This is a genomic window from Nonomuraea sp. C10, from assembly GCF_008017515.1.
GTDB classification, from domain to species: Bacteria; Actinomycetota; Actinomycetes; order Streptosporangiales; family Streptosporangiaceae; genus Nonomuraea; species Nonomuraea ferruginea.
On record NZ_VPFF01000003.1, the window covers coordinates 929,163 to 943,557 of the forward strand.

Genomic DNA, 14,395 nt, shown 5'->3' on the forward strand with positions numbered 1-14,395 from the left:
CGTGAAGGGTTACGCCCGCGACCCCAGGAGGGCCGCCGTCTCGCTCCGGTCGGGCGCGCCGATGGCCGTGAACAGCGCGTGCGCCCGCGTCCAGAGACGCGCGGCCTGCCCGTCGTCGCCTTCCCGGCTGCGGGCGTGGCCGAGGATCGTCAGGGCGCGGGCGTACTGCAGGCGTTGCCCCGAGCGCCGGGCCAGGTCGATGGCCCGCTCGCACGCCCGTACGCACTCCTCGCCGTCGCCCGCCGCCAGGTGGACGGCGGCGAGCAGGACGTGCGCGCGGGGCAGGTTGAGCGGGTTGGCGGTGAGCGCGCGTTCGAGCGCCTGGCCGGCCTCCTTCCGCGCGTCCTCGTACCGGCCCTGACGGAAGTGGGCGCCGGCGCGCTCCAGCAGCACCTCGTCCAGGTCGGTGCCGGTGCGCTCGGCGAGCCGCGCGGCGGCGTCGAGGTGCCCGAGCGCGTCGTCCGTCCGGCCCAGCTCCGTCTCCACGGCGGCCGTGCCGGTGAGCGAGGCGATCTGGCACCGCCTGTTCTCGACCTCCTCGGCGATGCCCAGCGCCCGGGTGAAGGCGTCGATCGCCCGCTCGTGGCGGCCGGCGTCGCGGTGGACCCAGCCGAAGGTCTCGTACGTCACCGCCTCGGCGTACTGCAGGCCCGCGGCCTGGGCCAGGGCCAGCGCCTCTTCGAGGTACGCGAGCGCGTCGGCGAGCCGGGCCTGCTTCTGGCGGACCAGGGCGAGGTTGACCAGCGTCAGCGTCCGCAGGTGCGTGTCGCCGGACCGCTCGGTCAGGGCGAGGCAGGCGAGCAGGCACTCCTCGGCGCGGTCCAGCCGGGCCAGCATGAGGTTGGCCGAGGCCAGGTTGTTGAGCCCGCGCGCCTCGCCGCGGACGGACCCGAGCTCGCGATGGATCTCCACGGCCCGCTGGTAGAGAGGGATGGCCCGGCGCGGCTCCCCGAGCTGTTTGAGCACCACGCCGCGGCTCTGCAGCACCGAGGCCTCGCCCTGGGACCAGCCGGCCAGCCGGCACAGCTCCTGCGCCCGTTCGAGGAAGCCCATCGCGCCCTTGAGGTCGGCGGTGAGCAGGCGGGCCCGGCCGATGGAGTAGCACATCGCGGCCTGCCCTCTGAGGTCGCCGTCGCGCTCGGCGGCGGCCAGCGCGGTCTCCGCCAGGCGCAGCCACTCCGCCCGGGTCCGGCGGTGCTGCAGGACGTCGGTCATGGCCTCGGCCAGCAGCCAGGCGTACGGCCGCGCCCCGGACGCGATCACCCCGGTGAGGTTGTCCCACTCGGTGTCGAGCCAGCCGAGCGCCTCCGCGGCGGTGGCGAAGGCCGTCGCGTCCTGGCCCGGCGTCTCCGGGACCTCGAAGCCGGCCACCGTCAGAGCGTCGACGGTGGTGGACAGGTAGTGGTCGAACAGCCGCCGGACGGCGGCCTCCCGTTCGGCCTCGGAGTCCTCCGCGAGAGCGCGCTGCGCCGCGTACTCCCCCACCAGGTCGTGCGCGGCGAAGCGGCGCGGGCCGATCTCCTCGATCAGGTGGATCCGCGCCGCCGTGCCGAGCAGGACCTCCGCCCGCTCGCGGTCCGTGCCCGCCAGGGCGGCGACGGCCGCGGCCGAGATGCCGGCGCCGCGCGCCAGGCCGAGCAGGCGGAACACGCGCTGCGCCGGCGCGGGCAGCGCCCTGTACGACAGGTCTAGAGCGGCGCGCACGGCCACGCTCTCGTCGCCGTCCACCCGCAGGCGCACCAGCCGCCCGCGCTCCGCGAGCTCGCGCACGTAGTCGGCGATCCTCCGGTGTTCGTGGTCGCCGATCCAGGACACGGCGATGGAGAGCGCCAGCGGGGAGTGGTCGCAGAGCGCCACGAGCTCCCGCGCGGCCTCCGGCTCCCGGCGCAGCCGCTCCTCGCCGACGCCCGCGGAGATCAGCCGCAGCGCCTCCCCGGGCTCCAGGACGCCGAGCGTGAGCCGTTCGACGCCGTCCAGGGCCACCAGGCCGCCCAGGCGGTGGCGGCTGGTGATGACGACCCGGCATCCGGGGTCGCCCGGCAGCAGCGGGCGGATCTGGTCCGGCTCGGCGACGTCGTCCAGGACCAGCAGCACGCGCCGGCCCGCGAGCAGCGAGCGGTACAGCGCGATCTGCGCGTCCAGCTCGACCGGGATGTCCTTCGCCGCCTGGCCGAGCCCCTGCAGCAGCAGCGGCAGCGCCTCCGACGGCGGCATCGGCGCGCGCCGGTCGAAGCCCCGCAGGTCGAGGAAGAGCTGCCCGTCCGGGAAGAGCCCGGCCCGCCGGTGCGCCCAGTGGAGCGCCAGCGCGGTCTTCCCGACGCCGGCGGGGCCGACCAGGAGCGTCACCCGGCCCGCGTCCATCCGCGGCAGCTCCGCCTCGCGGCCGACGAAACGGCCGGTGTCGGGAGGCAGCTGCCGGGGAACCGGCGCCGGCCGCGCGGCGGGGTCCTCTTCGAGGATGCTCTGGTGCAGCGACTGCAGGTCGCGGCCCGGTTCGACGCCGAGTTCGCGTACGAGCCGGTCCCGGAACTCCCGGTAGACCCGCAGCGCCTCGGGAAGGCGTCCGCCCCGGTGCAGCGCCAGCATGAGCAGGCCGTGCGGGCGCTCCCGCAGCGGCTGCTCGGCCACGACCCTCGTCAGCCCGGCGATGACCGCCTGATGCCGCCCCACCGCCAGCTGGGCGTCCGCCCGGCCCTCGATCGCCTCGGTCCTGAGCTCGTCGAGCCGGTGCCGCTCCGCCTCGGCGACGGGTCCGCCCAGATCCGGGTACGGGTCGCCGCGCCACAGTTCGAGGGCCCGGTCGTACGTGATGATCGCCTCGGCGTGCAGGCCGTCGCCCGCCTCCCGGCGCGCCGTCGCGACCAGGGCGGCGAACTCGTCGGCGTCCACGTCGACGGCCCCGGCGGGGACCAGATAGCCGGGGCTCCTGGTCACGATGACCTCGGCCGCCCCGAGCGCCCGGCGCAGCTCCGCGATCAGGGCGCGTACCCGGGCCGCCGCCGACGGCGGCAGATCCTCGCCCCAGAGGCGTCCGGCCAGCCGCTCCACCGACACCACGCGACCGGCGTCGAGCAGGAGGCCCGCCAGCAGCGCGCGCTGCCTGCCGGTCAGGCGCACCGCCCGGCCGTCCACGACGACCTCCAGGGGACCGAGGAGGAGGACGCGGGCACCCTTCCGACGCACACCGGCAGACGCTAGTGCAGCGCCCACGCGAGAGCAATCTCGCCTGTGGCCGATCCGTGCGGGATCCATGCGCCGGCCATGCGGGCGGGTGTCATCGTCTGTCCAGAGTTCCCCGCGAAGATTGGCGCTGACGAACGGATGAGGCCGCGACTGAAGACCCTGGCGTGGGAGCGGGCCGGAGACGAGCTGCGGCTCGTGTACGACCCCCGCGACCGGCTGGTGCTCCCCGACCCCGACGGCACGGTGGAGAAGCTCCTCCACCTGCTGCGGGAGGGCGGCCGGACCGTCGCGGAACTCGCCGGCGAGCTGTCACTGCCGGTCGCCGACGTCTCGGCCGCGGTGGCCGCGCTGGACGCCGAGCGGCTGCTGGAGGACGGCGACCGCCTGGGCCGGATCGGACCGGGCGACGCCGAACGCCACTTCAGCAACCTGGCCTTCCTCGAGTCGTTCGGCACCCTCGGCAGCAGCCGCGAGGACCTGCTGCGGCGGCTCCGCGAGTCGCACGTGCTGGTGCTCGGCACCGGCGGGCTGAACTCCAACACCATCCCCCACCTCGCCGGGCTGGGCGTCGGCAGGATGACGCTCCTCGACCGGGACACCGTGGACCCGCGCAACTTCGCGCGGCAGTACCTATACCGCTGGGACGACGTCGGCTCCCGCAAGGTGGCGCGCGCCGCGGACTGGGTCCGCGCCTTCGACCCGTCCATCGAGGTCGAGGCGATCGACCTGGGCGTCGAGAGCCCGGAGCAGCTGGACGAGCTCGTCGGGCGTACCCGGCCCGACGTCGTGGCCTCCGGCATCGACCGGCCGAACGAGATCGACCTGTGGGTCAACGCGGCCTGCGTGCGGCACGGGGTGCCGTTCGTCAGGGGCGGCATGTGGGTCACCTCGGGCACGGTCTGGTCGGTCGCGCCGGGGGTCAGCGCCTGCCGCGCCTGCGTGCCGCCGACCGCCGATCCCGACGCGCCGGACCTGGCCGCGATCCGCCTCTACCGCGACGGGGCCCGGCCGAACCGCGGCATCGGCCCGGTCGCCGGTCTCCTGGGCGCGTACGGCGCGTTCGAGGTCCTGCGCTATCTGACCGGATTCGAGCCACCGGCGTACGCCGGTCGGCCGCTCATCGTCGACTTCGCGGGCGGTTGCGCCACGAGTCGTACCGAGTGGCCCCGCAATCCCGACTGTGACGTGTGCGGAGGGAGGTGACCTGATGAAGATCGAGATCGTGCGGATCGAGAACACCCGCCTGACCGTGGACGCGGACCCGGGGTCGGACTCCTGATGATCCGGGGCCGCGCTCCACTCCGGGGAGCGCGGCCCCCCTCAGACGTGAAGGCGGAGAAGAATGACCGCGTCCTTGGACGCTGACCTGCGCGAACGGGCCGCACGGCTGACGGTCGCCTTCGACGGCTCGGCCTGGGTCCTGGGCCGGCCGGACCTGGGCGTCTTCGTCGCGGTGCCGGAGCCGGGCGCGGTGTTCGTCACCACCTTGCAGGAGACGGGCTCGGCGGCCGAGGCGACGGCCCGGGCGAGCGAGGTGGCCGGCGAACCGGTCGACGGAGGCGACTTCATCGACGGCCTAACGGCCGCGGGCCTGCTCGACCCGGCCGCGGCGCCGGACGACACCGTCGCGCCCGCCGGTCGGCGGGTCAAGTGGATCGAGGGGATCAGCCCCCGGGCGGCGGCCCGCCTGTTCGGGCGTAGCGGCTGGTCGTTCTACACGGTGGCGCTCCTGTTCGCGCTCGCCGTCCTCGTGACGCGGCCCGATCTGCGCCCTTCCTGGCAGGACGCGTGGTTCCTGCCCAGTCCCGGGCTGTCCGTGTTCGGATGGCTGGTGCTGGGCATCGCGTTCGGCGCTCTGCACGAGGCCTGGCACTGGCTCGCCGGACGGGCGATCGGCGTCCCCGCGACCTTCCGGGTGAGCTACCGGGGCATGTACATCGTCTACGAGACCGACCTGACCCAGATCGTCGCGGTGCCGCGCGACCGGCGTCACGGGGTGTACCTGGCCGGGATGGCCGTCGAGACCGTGGTCGTGGCGGCCGCGCTGGGCCTGCGGATGCTCGTCCCGCCCGGTGCCCTGGACGACCTGCTCGCCGCCGTGGTCCTGTTCAGGATCGTCGCCATCGTGTGGCAGTGGGCAGCCCTGCCGCTGCGCAGCGACTCGTACGCCCTGCTCGCCAACGCCCTGCGCTGCCACAACCTCTACCGGGTCACCTGGCTGACGGTGAAGAACCGGATCTTCCGCCTCACCGGGCCGGAGACGGCCGAACTGGCCGGGGCGGGCGCGCGGGACCGCGCGATGGCCCGCTGGTTCGCGCTCCTCTACGTCGCGGGCATGGCCGTCATGGCCTGGGTGTTCCTCACCGTCATGCTGCCGCTGATGGTCTCGCTGGTGCAGTGGGGCGTGGCCGAGTTCGCCGAGGGACAGGTCGGCTCGGCCGGCTTCTGGGAGGCCCTCGTCGTGACCTCGTATGTGGGGCTGCGGCTCGGTCTGCCCCCGCTGCTCGCGCTCCGTGAACGACGGCTGCGGCGCGCGGGGGCGCTCCTCTGAGCCCATCCCGCCGGATCCACGAAAAATCTCCCCATCTATGCAGAGGAACGTATAGGGTCCCTTTTCGGGATGACGACGGGGGAATGTGTGGAATTACGGACGCCGTAACGCCGGTTATTTCGGCGCAAATCAGGGTCCGGCGCGTTTCTCCAGGTCACCTGCTTTTCGCGTGGCGACGTGGGATGGGAGATGCGGAGCTTCATGACGGCCCGTGGCGACACACCGCAGTCTCCGTTACCCCTCGCGGACGCGGAGCACCCCGCCCCCTCCCGATGGGCCCCGCACCTGTGGTGGATGGCCCTCCTGGCGGGGACGCTCGGCTTCGCGTTCGCCTGGCTGGCCACCCCGCACGGCCGGGAGATCGGCGCCGCCTGGGAACTCGGCGTCAAACTGCTCGCCTTCGCCTTCCTGTGCTGCGCGATCGCGTTCTTCCCGTGGGTGTCGGAACGCCTGCACTGGCTGCTGTGCGTCCCGTTCGTGTTCTTCACCGCGTACGTGATCCCGCGTGTCAGTTACTTCTATTACGGGGACGTCGGGCGCGTCGAGGGCGACAGCTTCTACACCCATCTTTACCTGCTGCTCTATCCCGGGCTCGTGCTCACCGTCGCCGCCGCCTACCGCATCGGCGGCGGCAGCCCAGGGCGCTGCCTGAAGATCGCGATCAGCGGCATCGTCATCGTGTTCTCCGGGCTCCTCGACGTCATGTGGCAGGTCGTGAACCCGGTCGACATCCCCGAACTCATCGACGCGCCGCACATCAACGTGATCACCGGCGGGCCGATCTCCTTCGCCGGGGCGGTGCTGTTCACGCTGGCGCACGTGCCGATCGTCGTCGGGATCAACCTGCTCCCGCTGGACCGCTGGATCGCCCGCCTGCTGGGAAGCCCGGCAGTCCGTCACTGAGGAGGCGACGCTGGACACCCACGACGTACCGCCGACCGTCGACATCTCGGTGGCGGCGCCCGCCTACAACGAGGCGGCGAACATCGCGGCGGCGGTGACCGAATGGCGCGACTACCTGGCCGGGCACCCGGCGATCGGCGCCTGGGAGATCGTCGTCTGCGACGACGGCAGCGCCGACGCCACCGGCGAGATCCTCGCGGAACTGCGCGAGCACTGCCCCGAGCTGGTCGTCGTCACCTTCGCCCGGAACCGGGGCGCCGGCGCGGCCATCGCCGCCGCCATCGCGCACACCCGGATGGACTGGGTCGTGCTGCTCGACTCCGACGGGCAGTTCCCGATCTCCGCCCTGGACGCCTTCCTCGACCGGGTACGGGCGGGCGAGGCGGACGCCTTCTCCGGCGCCCGGATCAGGAAGGCCGACGGCGTCGCGTACCGGTGGGGCTCGGCGGCCAGCGGCGCGGTCAGCAACCTCACGCACGGCACCCGGTACCGCGACTACAACTCGATCTTCAAGGTGGTACGCGGCCCGCTGCTGCGCGCCCTGCACCTGGAGTCGAGCGGGATGAACTGCTCGACCGAGATCACCGCCAGGGTCGCGGAGCTCGGCCACACCTGGGTGGAGATCCCGATCGAGCACCGGGAGCGCGGCGGCGGCGCCCGGGGGTGGCGGTTCTGGCGCGGCGCGCGGGACCGCGCCCTGTTCGTGGGCTATCTCGGCTATCGCCGGTGGCTGTTACGCCGGGGCGTGCTCCGCCTCCCGGAGGCGTCGGAACCGGCGCGCGGGATGACGGAGCGGGCCCGATGAGCGGCCGCACCGCCGTCACCCTCTTCAGCGGCGGGCGCGGCGGGGCCGGCATCGCGCGCGGCCTCTTACGCACGCCCGGGGTGGACCTCACACTGGTGATCAACGGCTACGACAACGGGCGGTCCACCGGCGCCCTCCGGCGCTACCTCCCCGGCATGCTCGGCCCCTCCGACTTCCGCAAGAACCTCCTGGTCCACCTCGACGACCGCGACCCCCGTCAGGCCGCCCTCCGCTCAGTCCTGGAACACCGGCTCACCGCCGGCGCGGAGGAACTCACCGCCCTGGCCCACGCGATAAGCAGCCCGTCATCCCCTGCACGCACCGCGGACGCGCCCGACCCAGTCGCCCTCCGCTCGGTGCTGGAGCACCGGCTCACCGCCGGCAAGGAGGAGCTCGCCGACGCGATAGGCGGTCCGGCCTCGCCCTCGACGCGTACCACGAACGCGCCGGACCCAGCCGCCCTGCCGCCGTCGGCGCGTACCGCGGACGCGCTGGACCCAGCGGCTCTCTCGCCGCAGGCGCGTGCCGCGATCGGGCGGGACCTGGCCGCGTTTCTGCGCAGGCTCGACAGTCACCCCGACGGGCTCGACCTGACCGAGTGCGCGCTCGGCAACCTCGTGTTCGCCGGTGCGTACCTGCGGCTGGGCGAGGACTTCAACGCCGCGGTACGCGCGTGCGCGCGGACGTTCGAGTCACCGCTCGGCCTGGTGAACGTGACCGGCGGCGAGAACGCTTTCCTGGTCGCGCTCAAGCAGGACGGCCGGCTCCTGGCCGACGAGGCGGACATCGTCGCGCCGCAGGACGCCGCCGCGATCACCGACCTGTTCCTGCTCCGCGAGCCGCTGACCTTCGAGCGCCGGGCCGAACTGGCGGCGAGACCCGTCCAGGAGGTGCGGCGGATCCTGGCGGACCTGCGCGCCACGGTCTCGCTCAACCCGGAGGCCGGGGACGCGATCAGGAACGCCGACCTTCTCCTGTACGGACCCGGCACCCCGCACTCGTCACTGCTGCCCAGCTACCTGACGCCGGGGGTCGCGGACGCGATCGCGGAGAGCCGGGCCGCGGCCAAGGTGTTCGTCGTCAACACCCGCGACGACCACGACGTCCAGGGGCTGAGCGCACCCGAGCTGGTCGGCCGTACCCTGTCCTACCTCGGCGACCCGGGCAACGAGCGTGGCACCGTCACGCACGTCCTCAGCCACCGCGCCCCGGACGCGCCGGGCGTCCCGTCCGACGTCGTCGCCGGCGGCGTCTGGGCGGGCGCCCGATGGGTCACCGCCGACCTGGCCGACGCCGACCGCCCCGGCGTCCACTGCGGCCCCCGCACCGTACGCGCCCTGATGGACATCGCCGACGACGCCGCCCTGACGAGGACCCCATGACCCCGGCGGACGGTCGGCGCGGGTACGAGGACCCGATAAGCCCGACGGCGGACGGCCGGCTGGGCCGGGAGGACCCGACGGCGGGTGGTCGGCTGGGCAGCAAGGGTCCGATGAGTCCGGCGGACGGCCGGCTGCGCCGCGAGGGCCCGGCGGCGATGGTCGCCGGGCGGCGGGTCTGGCTCTGTGATCTGGATGGCACGCTCGTCGACTCCGCGCCCGTGCACGCGGCGGCGTTCCGCGCCGCGATCGGGGAGCTCGCGCCGTCCGCGCTCGGTTCCTTCCGGTACGACGCGCACGCGGGGGCGACCACGCGCGAGGTGGTGGCCGGGCTGGGGGTCAGCGGTGACGTGGCGGAAAGGCTGGTCCGGCGCAAGCAGCGGCTCTACCGGGAGTACGTGGAGGCGGGCAGGGTGGCGTCGTTCCCCGGCGCCGGGCGGCTGCTCGACCGCCTGACCAGCGGCGGCCGCACCGCCTACCTGGTCACCAGCGGCAGCAGGGGCTCGGTCGAACGGGTCCTGGCGGCCTGCTCGCTGGGCGGCTACTTCAGCGGCGTGCTCACCGGCGACGACGCCCCGTCAGGCAAGCCGGACCCGGCGTTCTACCGGCACGCCTGCGAGCGCTGGTCCGTCGACCCGGACGACGCCGTGGCCCTGGAGGACTCCGAGCACGGCGTCGCCTCCGCCGTCGGCGCCGGGCTGGTGACGTTGCAGGTCAACGCGGCGGAACCGGCAGCGGGGGCGACCCAGGTGCGGGATCTGGACGAGATCGTGGACTTCCTCGGCAGGGGAGTGAATGGCAGTGAGTGACCAGCGCGTCTGCGCGGTGATCCCGGCGGCCGGGAGCGGGACCAGGCTGGGCCTCGGCATCCCGAAGATCATGCTGGAGATCGCGGACGGCGTCACCGTGTGGCACCTGCTGCACCGGCGGCTGAGCCCCTGGGTGGAGCACGTCCACGTGGTGGTCTCCCCCGCCGGCGAGATCCCGTTCCGCCGCCTGGCCGCTGAGGAGATCGAGCGCGGCGCCGTCTCGGTGAGCGTCCAGGCGCGGCCGACGGGCATGGGTGACGCGATCTTCGGGGCCGTCGCGCACTGGGAGGGGTACGACCGGATCCTGGTGGTCTGGGGTGACCAGGTGAACCTGTCCCCGGCGACCGTGCGGCAGGTGGTGCGGGATTGCCATGACGGCCTCACCCTCCCGCTGGTGCCGATGCCCGCGCCGTACGTCGAGTACGAGCTGGACGGGCCGGCCCTGGTCAGGGTGCGGATGTCCCGCGAGGGGGACGACTGCCGGCCCGGCGGGCTCAGCGACGTCGGCGTCTTCTGCCTCGGCACGGACGGGCTGGCGGAGGCGTGGGCGGGTTACCTGCTCGACGCCGCCCCCGGTGCGGCCACCGGTGAGGTCAACTTCCTGCCGTTCCTGCCGTACCTGTCGCAGGTCCGCGGCAGGCCGGTGACGGTGGTGCCGGTCACCGACCCCTCCGAGGCCCGCGGCGTCAACACCCCGGACGACCTCGACTTCGCCCGCCAGGCGTTCCAGCGGTGCCCGGACTGACCCGGCCGCGCCGCTGCCACGTCGTCTGCACCGAGGTCCCGCCGAACGTCGTCGGCGGTCTGGGACGGTACGCCGAGCGGATGCTCCCCGCCCTGCGCGCCGCCGGCGTCCCCATCGAGGTGTACGGCGCGGTAGGCCGCCACGTGCGGGCTGGGACCGAACAGACCGGCGACGTCACCCTGCACCGCCTGCCCACCGCCGGACAGCCCGCCCACCCACACCCACCCAAACCCACCGAACGGCGCGAGAACACCCGCCTGCCCGAGGACGCCCGAGCGCGCGAGAACGCCGGCCCCGGTGGGGGTGCAGGCCCGCGTGGGGGTGCCGAACGGCGCGAGAACACCCGCTCGTCCGAGGACGCCCAGCCGCGTGCGGACACCCGTTCGCGTGGGGGTGTCCGGGCGCTGGTCAGGGTTGCCGGGGTGGTCGCTTTCAATGTGCGGGTCGCGGCGCGGATCCTGCGTGGTGGGCGGCGGTCCGGGGCGGTGGTGGCGGTGCACGACTGGATGGGGTGCATCGCCGGGATCCTGTGCCGGGTGGTCGGGCGGATGCCGGTGGTGTTCCACGTGCACACCTGTGAGCACAACACCGCACCGGGGGCGCGCCGCACCGCCGTGACCGCCGGCATCACCGCGCTGGAGAACGCGCAGGCCCGGCTGGCGAACCTGATCGTGGTGCCGAGCGCGGGCATGCGGGACGAACTGGTGGCGCGCGGCTGGCCGCCGGGGCGGCTGCGGGTCGTGCCGCACGGGTTCGAGGATCCCGAGCTGGTGCGGCTGGCCGGGCTCTCCCCCGCCGAGCGCGACCGGCTCCGCGCGGAGGTCAGGGCCCGCTACCTGCCCGACGGCGCCGGAAGGCTGGTCGTCTTCGCCGGTCGCCTGTCGCCGCACAAGGGCGTGCGCACGCTGATCGAAGCGGTGCCCTTGCTCCGCGACCGCGACGACCTGCGGGTGGTGCTCATCGGCAGCGGCGACGACGCGGAGGTGGCCCGGCTGATCGAGCGGGAGGGCGTCGGCGGGCGCGTGGTCGCCGGCTACCGGTTCCTGGACCCGCCCGAGGTGTTCGCGCACTTCCTGGCCGCCGACGTGTGCGCCTTCCCCTCGTCGTACGAGCCGTTCGGGCTGGTCGCCGTGGAGGCGATGGCGCTGGGGCGGCCGGTCGTGGTCGGGCCGGGCTACTCGCCGGAGGTGGTCGGCGACGGGGCGGTCCGCTGCCGTACCGGAGATCCGGAGGAGCTGGCCGCGGCCCTGTCGCGCTGCCTGGACGACCCGGAGCACGCGGCCGGGCTCGCCCGGCGCGGCGCCGAGCACGTCCGCGCGCGATACTCCTGGACGCGCACGGCCGAAACCACGCTCGCGGCGTACGCGGAGGTGACCCCGTGACGTCCGGCCCGGTCCGCGACCGGATGGCACGCCTGCTCGGCGGCCGGAACAGAGCCGGACGCGACCACGCGACCAGGCTCGCCGGTGGACGGGGCTGGGCCGTCCGCGAGCACGTGGCCAGGTTGGTCGGGGGGCGGGGGTGGGCCGTGTGGCCGACGCTGGTGGGGATCGCCGCCAGCGGGACGGCGGCGGCGACGACGCTCGTGATCGCCTGGGGGATCGGCGCGGCGGCGTTCGGCCGGTTCACCCTGGTGCTGACGATCGCGTTGATCGTCACTGTCGGCATGCTGCTCAACCTGAACTACGTCATGTTCCAGGAGCTGCCGAGAGCCGAGCCGCAGGACCGGCCGGCCCTGGTGACGACGGCGCTGTTCACCACGCTGGCGCTGGGCGGCGGACTGGTCGCCGCCGGGCTGCTGGCCGCCCCGGCGCTGACCCGCCTGCTCGGCGTCGACGTCCGTACGCTCTGCTTCGCGCTGGCGCTGGCCCTGTCGATGACGGTGAACCAGCTGACCGAGAGCTTCCTGCGCGGGCTGAAGAAGTTCGCGTTCGTGGCGGGGCTCAAGCTCGCCGTCGCCGCCGTCTACCTGGCCACGGCCGCCTACTGCCTGCTGGTCGCGGGCATCAGGGACGCCGAGGTCTACCTGGTCGCGCTGATCGTCACGAACGTCGTGTTCGCCCTCGTGGCCGTGATCGGCTTCGATATCGTCCCGCGCTCCTGGTCCGCGTCTCTGGCGCGCTCGCTGCTCCGGCACGGCGCCTACATGAGCGTCATCGCCGCCTTCACCGCCGTGCTGTTCGGGGTGGACGTGATCTTCCTCAACCACTGGGCCTCCGGGAGCGACGTCGGCGTCTACTCGATCTACAACGGCTTCCCGAAGAGGCTGCTCGGCGTGGTGTTCACCGAGGGGATCGGGCTCGTGCTGCTGCCGGTGCTGGCGACGGCCGACAAGGTCGCGGCGCTGCGGCGGATCGGCCGCCTCGCGCCGGCGATCGCGGTGGCCACCGCCGTCTTCTCCTTCGCCGCGAGCGCGCTGTTCTTCCTGGTGCTGCGCGCGGAGTATCCGTACTCGCCCGGACTGATGGCGTTGTCCGCGGTGGGGATCGGCGTCCACACGGTGTTCAACCTCTACCTCTTCGCCCTGTCGATGGACGGGGTGCGGGGCGCCAAGGTGCTCATCGCCTGCCTCGCCGTCGGGTCGCCCCTCGCGCTCGCCTGCCAGGCGGTGTTCATCTCCTGGCAGGGTCTGACCGGGGGCCTGGTGGGGTTCGCACTGACCAATCTCGTCCTGGTAGCCGTCGTGGCCGTCGCCGCGGCCCGGGTGTACCGGGCCCGTCCTCCGGAGGTCGAACGATGAGGGTCGTCCACGTCATCAACCAGTTCCCGCCCAACATCACCGCGGGGCTCGGCCGCTACGTCGAGGAGATCACGCCGCACCTGGCGCGCGACCTGGAGATGGCCGTGTTCACGCTGAACGACGGGCGCCTGCCGGTGCACGAGCGGCGCGACGGCGTCACCGTCTACCGGCCGCTCGGCCGCCTGCTCGGCGCGATCAGCCGCCGCCGCAGGCTCAACCGGACGCGCCGGACCGAGTTCGTGCTGCTCGCGGTGAACGTCGTGGTGAGCAACTGGCGGTACTTCCTGCGGCTGCGCCGGCTGGCCCCTGGTGAGCGGCCCGACCTGGTCGCCGTGCACGACTCGACGAACTTCCTGGCCGCCCTGCTGTGCCACTACGTGCTGCGGCTGCCGGTCGTCTTCCACGTGCACACCACCGAGTACGGCGTCGCGCCGCAGCGCAGCATCACCGACCCGGTCGGCGTGTTCGCCGCCCTGGAGCGGTGGCTGGGACGGATCGCCCGCCGGGTCGTGGTCGCCACCCCGGAGGTGCGCGAGCAGCTCGCCGCCGCCGGGTGGAACCGGGACACGATCGACGTGGTCTGCCTGGGCGGCACGTTCGAACGGCGGCTCGCCGGTGTCGACAGGGCCGCGCTCCGCTCCGGCGCCGCCGCGCTGCGCGCCCGTCTCGGCATCGCGGACGGCGACCCGGTCCTGCTCTTCGTCGGCCGCGTCGAACGGCAGAAGGGGATCTACCAGCTGCTGGAGGCGATGGAGAAGATCGCCGTCGCGCTCCCCCGGCTCCGGCTGGTGATCGTCGGGGAGGGGGACGACGCCGGGGTCGCGCGGATCGTCGCGGACGCCGGGCTGGAGGGGCGTGTCCTCACCTCGGGCGGGTTCGTCGACGTCGCGGCGCTGCTGGAGTACTACGAGCTGGCCGACCTCTGCGTCTTCCCCTCGCTCTTCGAGCCGTTCGGCCTGGTGGCGACCGAGGCCATGGCTCTGGCCAGGCCGACGATCCTCGGCGACGGGTTCTCCCGGATCTTCCTCGGCGACCCCGCCGACCCCGCCGTGCGGTACGCGCGAAGCGCCGACCCCGGCTCCATCGCCGACGCCGTGATCGACCTCATGGCGGATCCGGTGGCCCGCCGCGCTCTCGCGGACAGCGGGGAACGGTTCGTCAGGGACCGGCTGAGCTGGGCCGGGGCCGCGAAGGAGACGATCGCGGTCTACCGGACCGCACTCGCCCGTAAGTGAGCCGTACACGGCGAGTCACCGTGTACATCCGGCGGTGAGCCGTAC

General features: G+C 73.7%; 11 protein-coding genes. 10 read left to right on the top strand and 1 reads right to left on the bottom strand.

Features of this window, described 5'->3' with window-relative positions; translation table 11 throughout:
• Positions 1-9: 9 nt before the first annotated feature.
• Entirely contained in the window at positions 10-3,183 is a 3,174-nt protein-coding gene (locus tag FR742_RS35840; RefSeq protein ID WP_187281534.1) for a BTAD domain-containing putative transcriptional regulator, read from the bottom strand.
• Positions 3,184-3,321: 138 nt separating this feature from the next.
• Here FR742_RS35840 and FR742_RS35845 point away from each other — a divergent pair, with 138 nt between their 5' ends.
• From FR742_RS35845 to FR742_RS35890, 10 genes are all read left to right on the top strand, one after another.
• A complete protein-coding gene (locus FR742_RS35845) occupies positions 3,322-4,386 on the top strand; it encodes a ThiF family adenylyltransferase (RefSeq protein WP_148035724.1) in 1,065 nt (354 codons plus the stop codon).
• 139 nt (positions 4,387-4,525) lie between these two features.
• The gene (locus FR742_RS35850) at positions 4,526-5,734 is read left to right on the top strand and encodes a hypothetical protein (protein ID WP_148035725.1); all 1,209 of its coding nucleotides are present in this window, start codon (positions 4,526-4,528) and stop codon (positions 5,732-5,734) included.
• A gap of 294 nt (positions 5,735-6,028) precedes the next feature.
• Entirely contained in the window at positions 6,029-6,637 is a 609-nt protein-coding gene (locus tag FR742_RS35855) for a hypothetical protein (RefSeq protein ID WP_148035726.1), read from the top strand.
• Between the two features lie 49 nt (positions 6,638-6,686).
• On the top strand, positions 6,687-7,442 hold the full coding sequence (locus tag FR742_RS35860; protein ID WP_396990513.1) for a glycosyltransferase family 2 protein: 756 nt from the start codon (positions 6,687-6,689) through the stop codon (positions 7,440-7,442).
• On the top strand, positions 7,439-8,824 hold the full coding sequence (locus FR742_RS35865; RefSeq protein ID WP_148035728.1) for a 2-phospho-L-lactate transferase CofD family protein: 1,386 nt from the start codon (positions 7,439-7,441) through the stop codon (positions 8,822-8,824). Before FR742_RS35860 ends, FR742_RS35865 begins: the two co-directional genes overlap by 4 nt.
• Positions 8,821-9,630 (top strand): HAD family phosphatase, encoded by an 810-nt coding sequence (locus tag FR742_RS35870; RefSeq protein ID WP_261808964.1) that lies wholly within the window; start codon positions 8,821-8,823, stop codon positions 9,628-9,630. Before FR742_RS35865 ends, FR742_RS35870 begins: the two co-directional genes overlap by 4 nt.
• On the top strand, positions 9,623-10,375 hold the full coding sequence (locus FR742_RS35875) for an NTP transferase domain-containing protein (protein ID WP_261808965.1): 753 nt from the start codon (positions 9,623-9,625) through the stop codon (positions 10,373-10,375). The genes FR742_RS35870 and FR742_RS35875 overlap by 8 nt, the downstream gene beginning before the upstream one ends.
• Positions 10,363-11,757 (top strand): glycosyltransferase family 4 protein, encoded by a 1,395-nt coding sequence (locus FR742_RS35880; RefSeq protein ID WP_148035730.1) that lies wholly within the window; start codon positions 10,363-10,365, stop codon positions 11,755-11,757. Before FR742_RS35875 ends, FR742_RS35880 begins: the two co-directional genes overlap by 13 nt.
• A complete protein-coding gene (locus tag FR742_RS35885; protein WP_261808966.1) occupies positions 11,754-13,115 on the top strand; it encodes a lipopolysaccharide biosynthesis protein in 1,362 nt (453 codons plus the stop codon). The genes FR742_RS35880 and FR742_RS35885 overlap by 4 nt, the downstream gene beginning before the upstream one ends.
• Positions 13,112-14,350, top strand: a complete 1,239-nt coding sequence (locus FR742_RS35890) for a glycosyltransferase family 4 protein (protein ID WP_148035731.1) — start codon at positions 13,112-13,114, stop codon at positions 14,348-14,350. Before FR742_RS35885 ends, FR742_RS35890 begins: the two co-directional genes overlap by 4 nt.
• Positions 14,351-14,395 lie beyond the last annotated feature (45 nt).

Bases quoted from the DNA above. Each gene is read 5' to 3' on its own strand.
- FR742_RS35845 (WP_148035724.1), top strand. From the start codon at position 3,322: ATGAGGCCGCGACTGAAGACCCTGGCGTGGGAGCGGGCCGGAGACGAG.
- FR742_RS35850 (WP_148035725.1), top strand. From the start codon at position 4,526: ATGACCGCGTCCTTGGACGCTGACCTGCGCGAACGGGCCGCACGGCTG.
- FR742_RS35855 (WP_148035726.1), top strand. From the start codon at position 6,029: ATGGCCCTCCTGGCGGGGACGCTCGGCTTCGCGTTCGCCTGGCTGGCC.
- FR742_RS35865 (WP_148035728.1), top strand. From the start codon at position 7,439: ATGAGCGGCCGCACCGCCGTCACCCTCTTCAGCGGCGGGCGCGGCGGG.
- FR742_RS35870 (WP_261808964.1), top strand. From the start codon at position 8,821: ATGACCCCGGCGGACGGTCGGCGCGGGTACGAGGACCCGATAAGCCCG.
- FR742_RS35890 (WP_148035731.1), top strand. From the start codon at position 13,112: ATGAGGGTCGTCCACGTCATCAACCAGTTCCCGCCCAACATCACCGCG.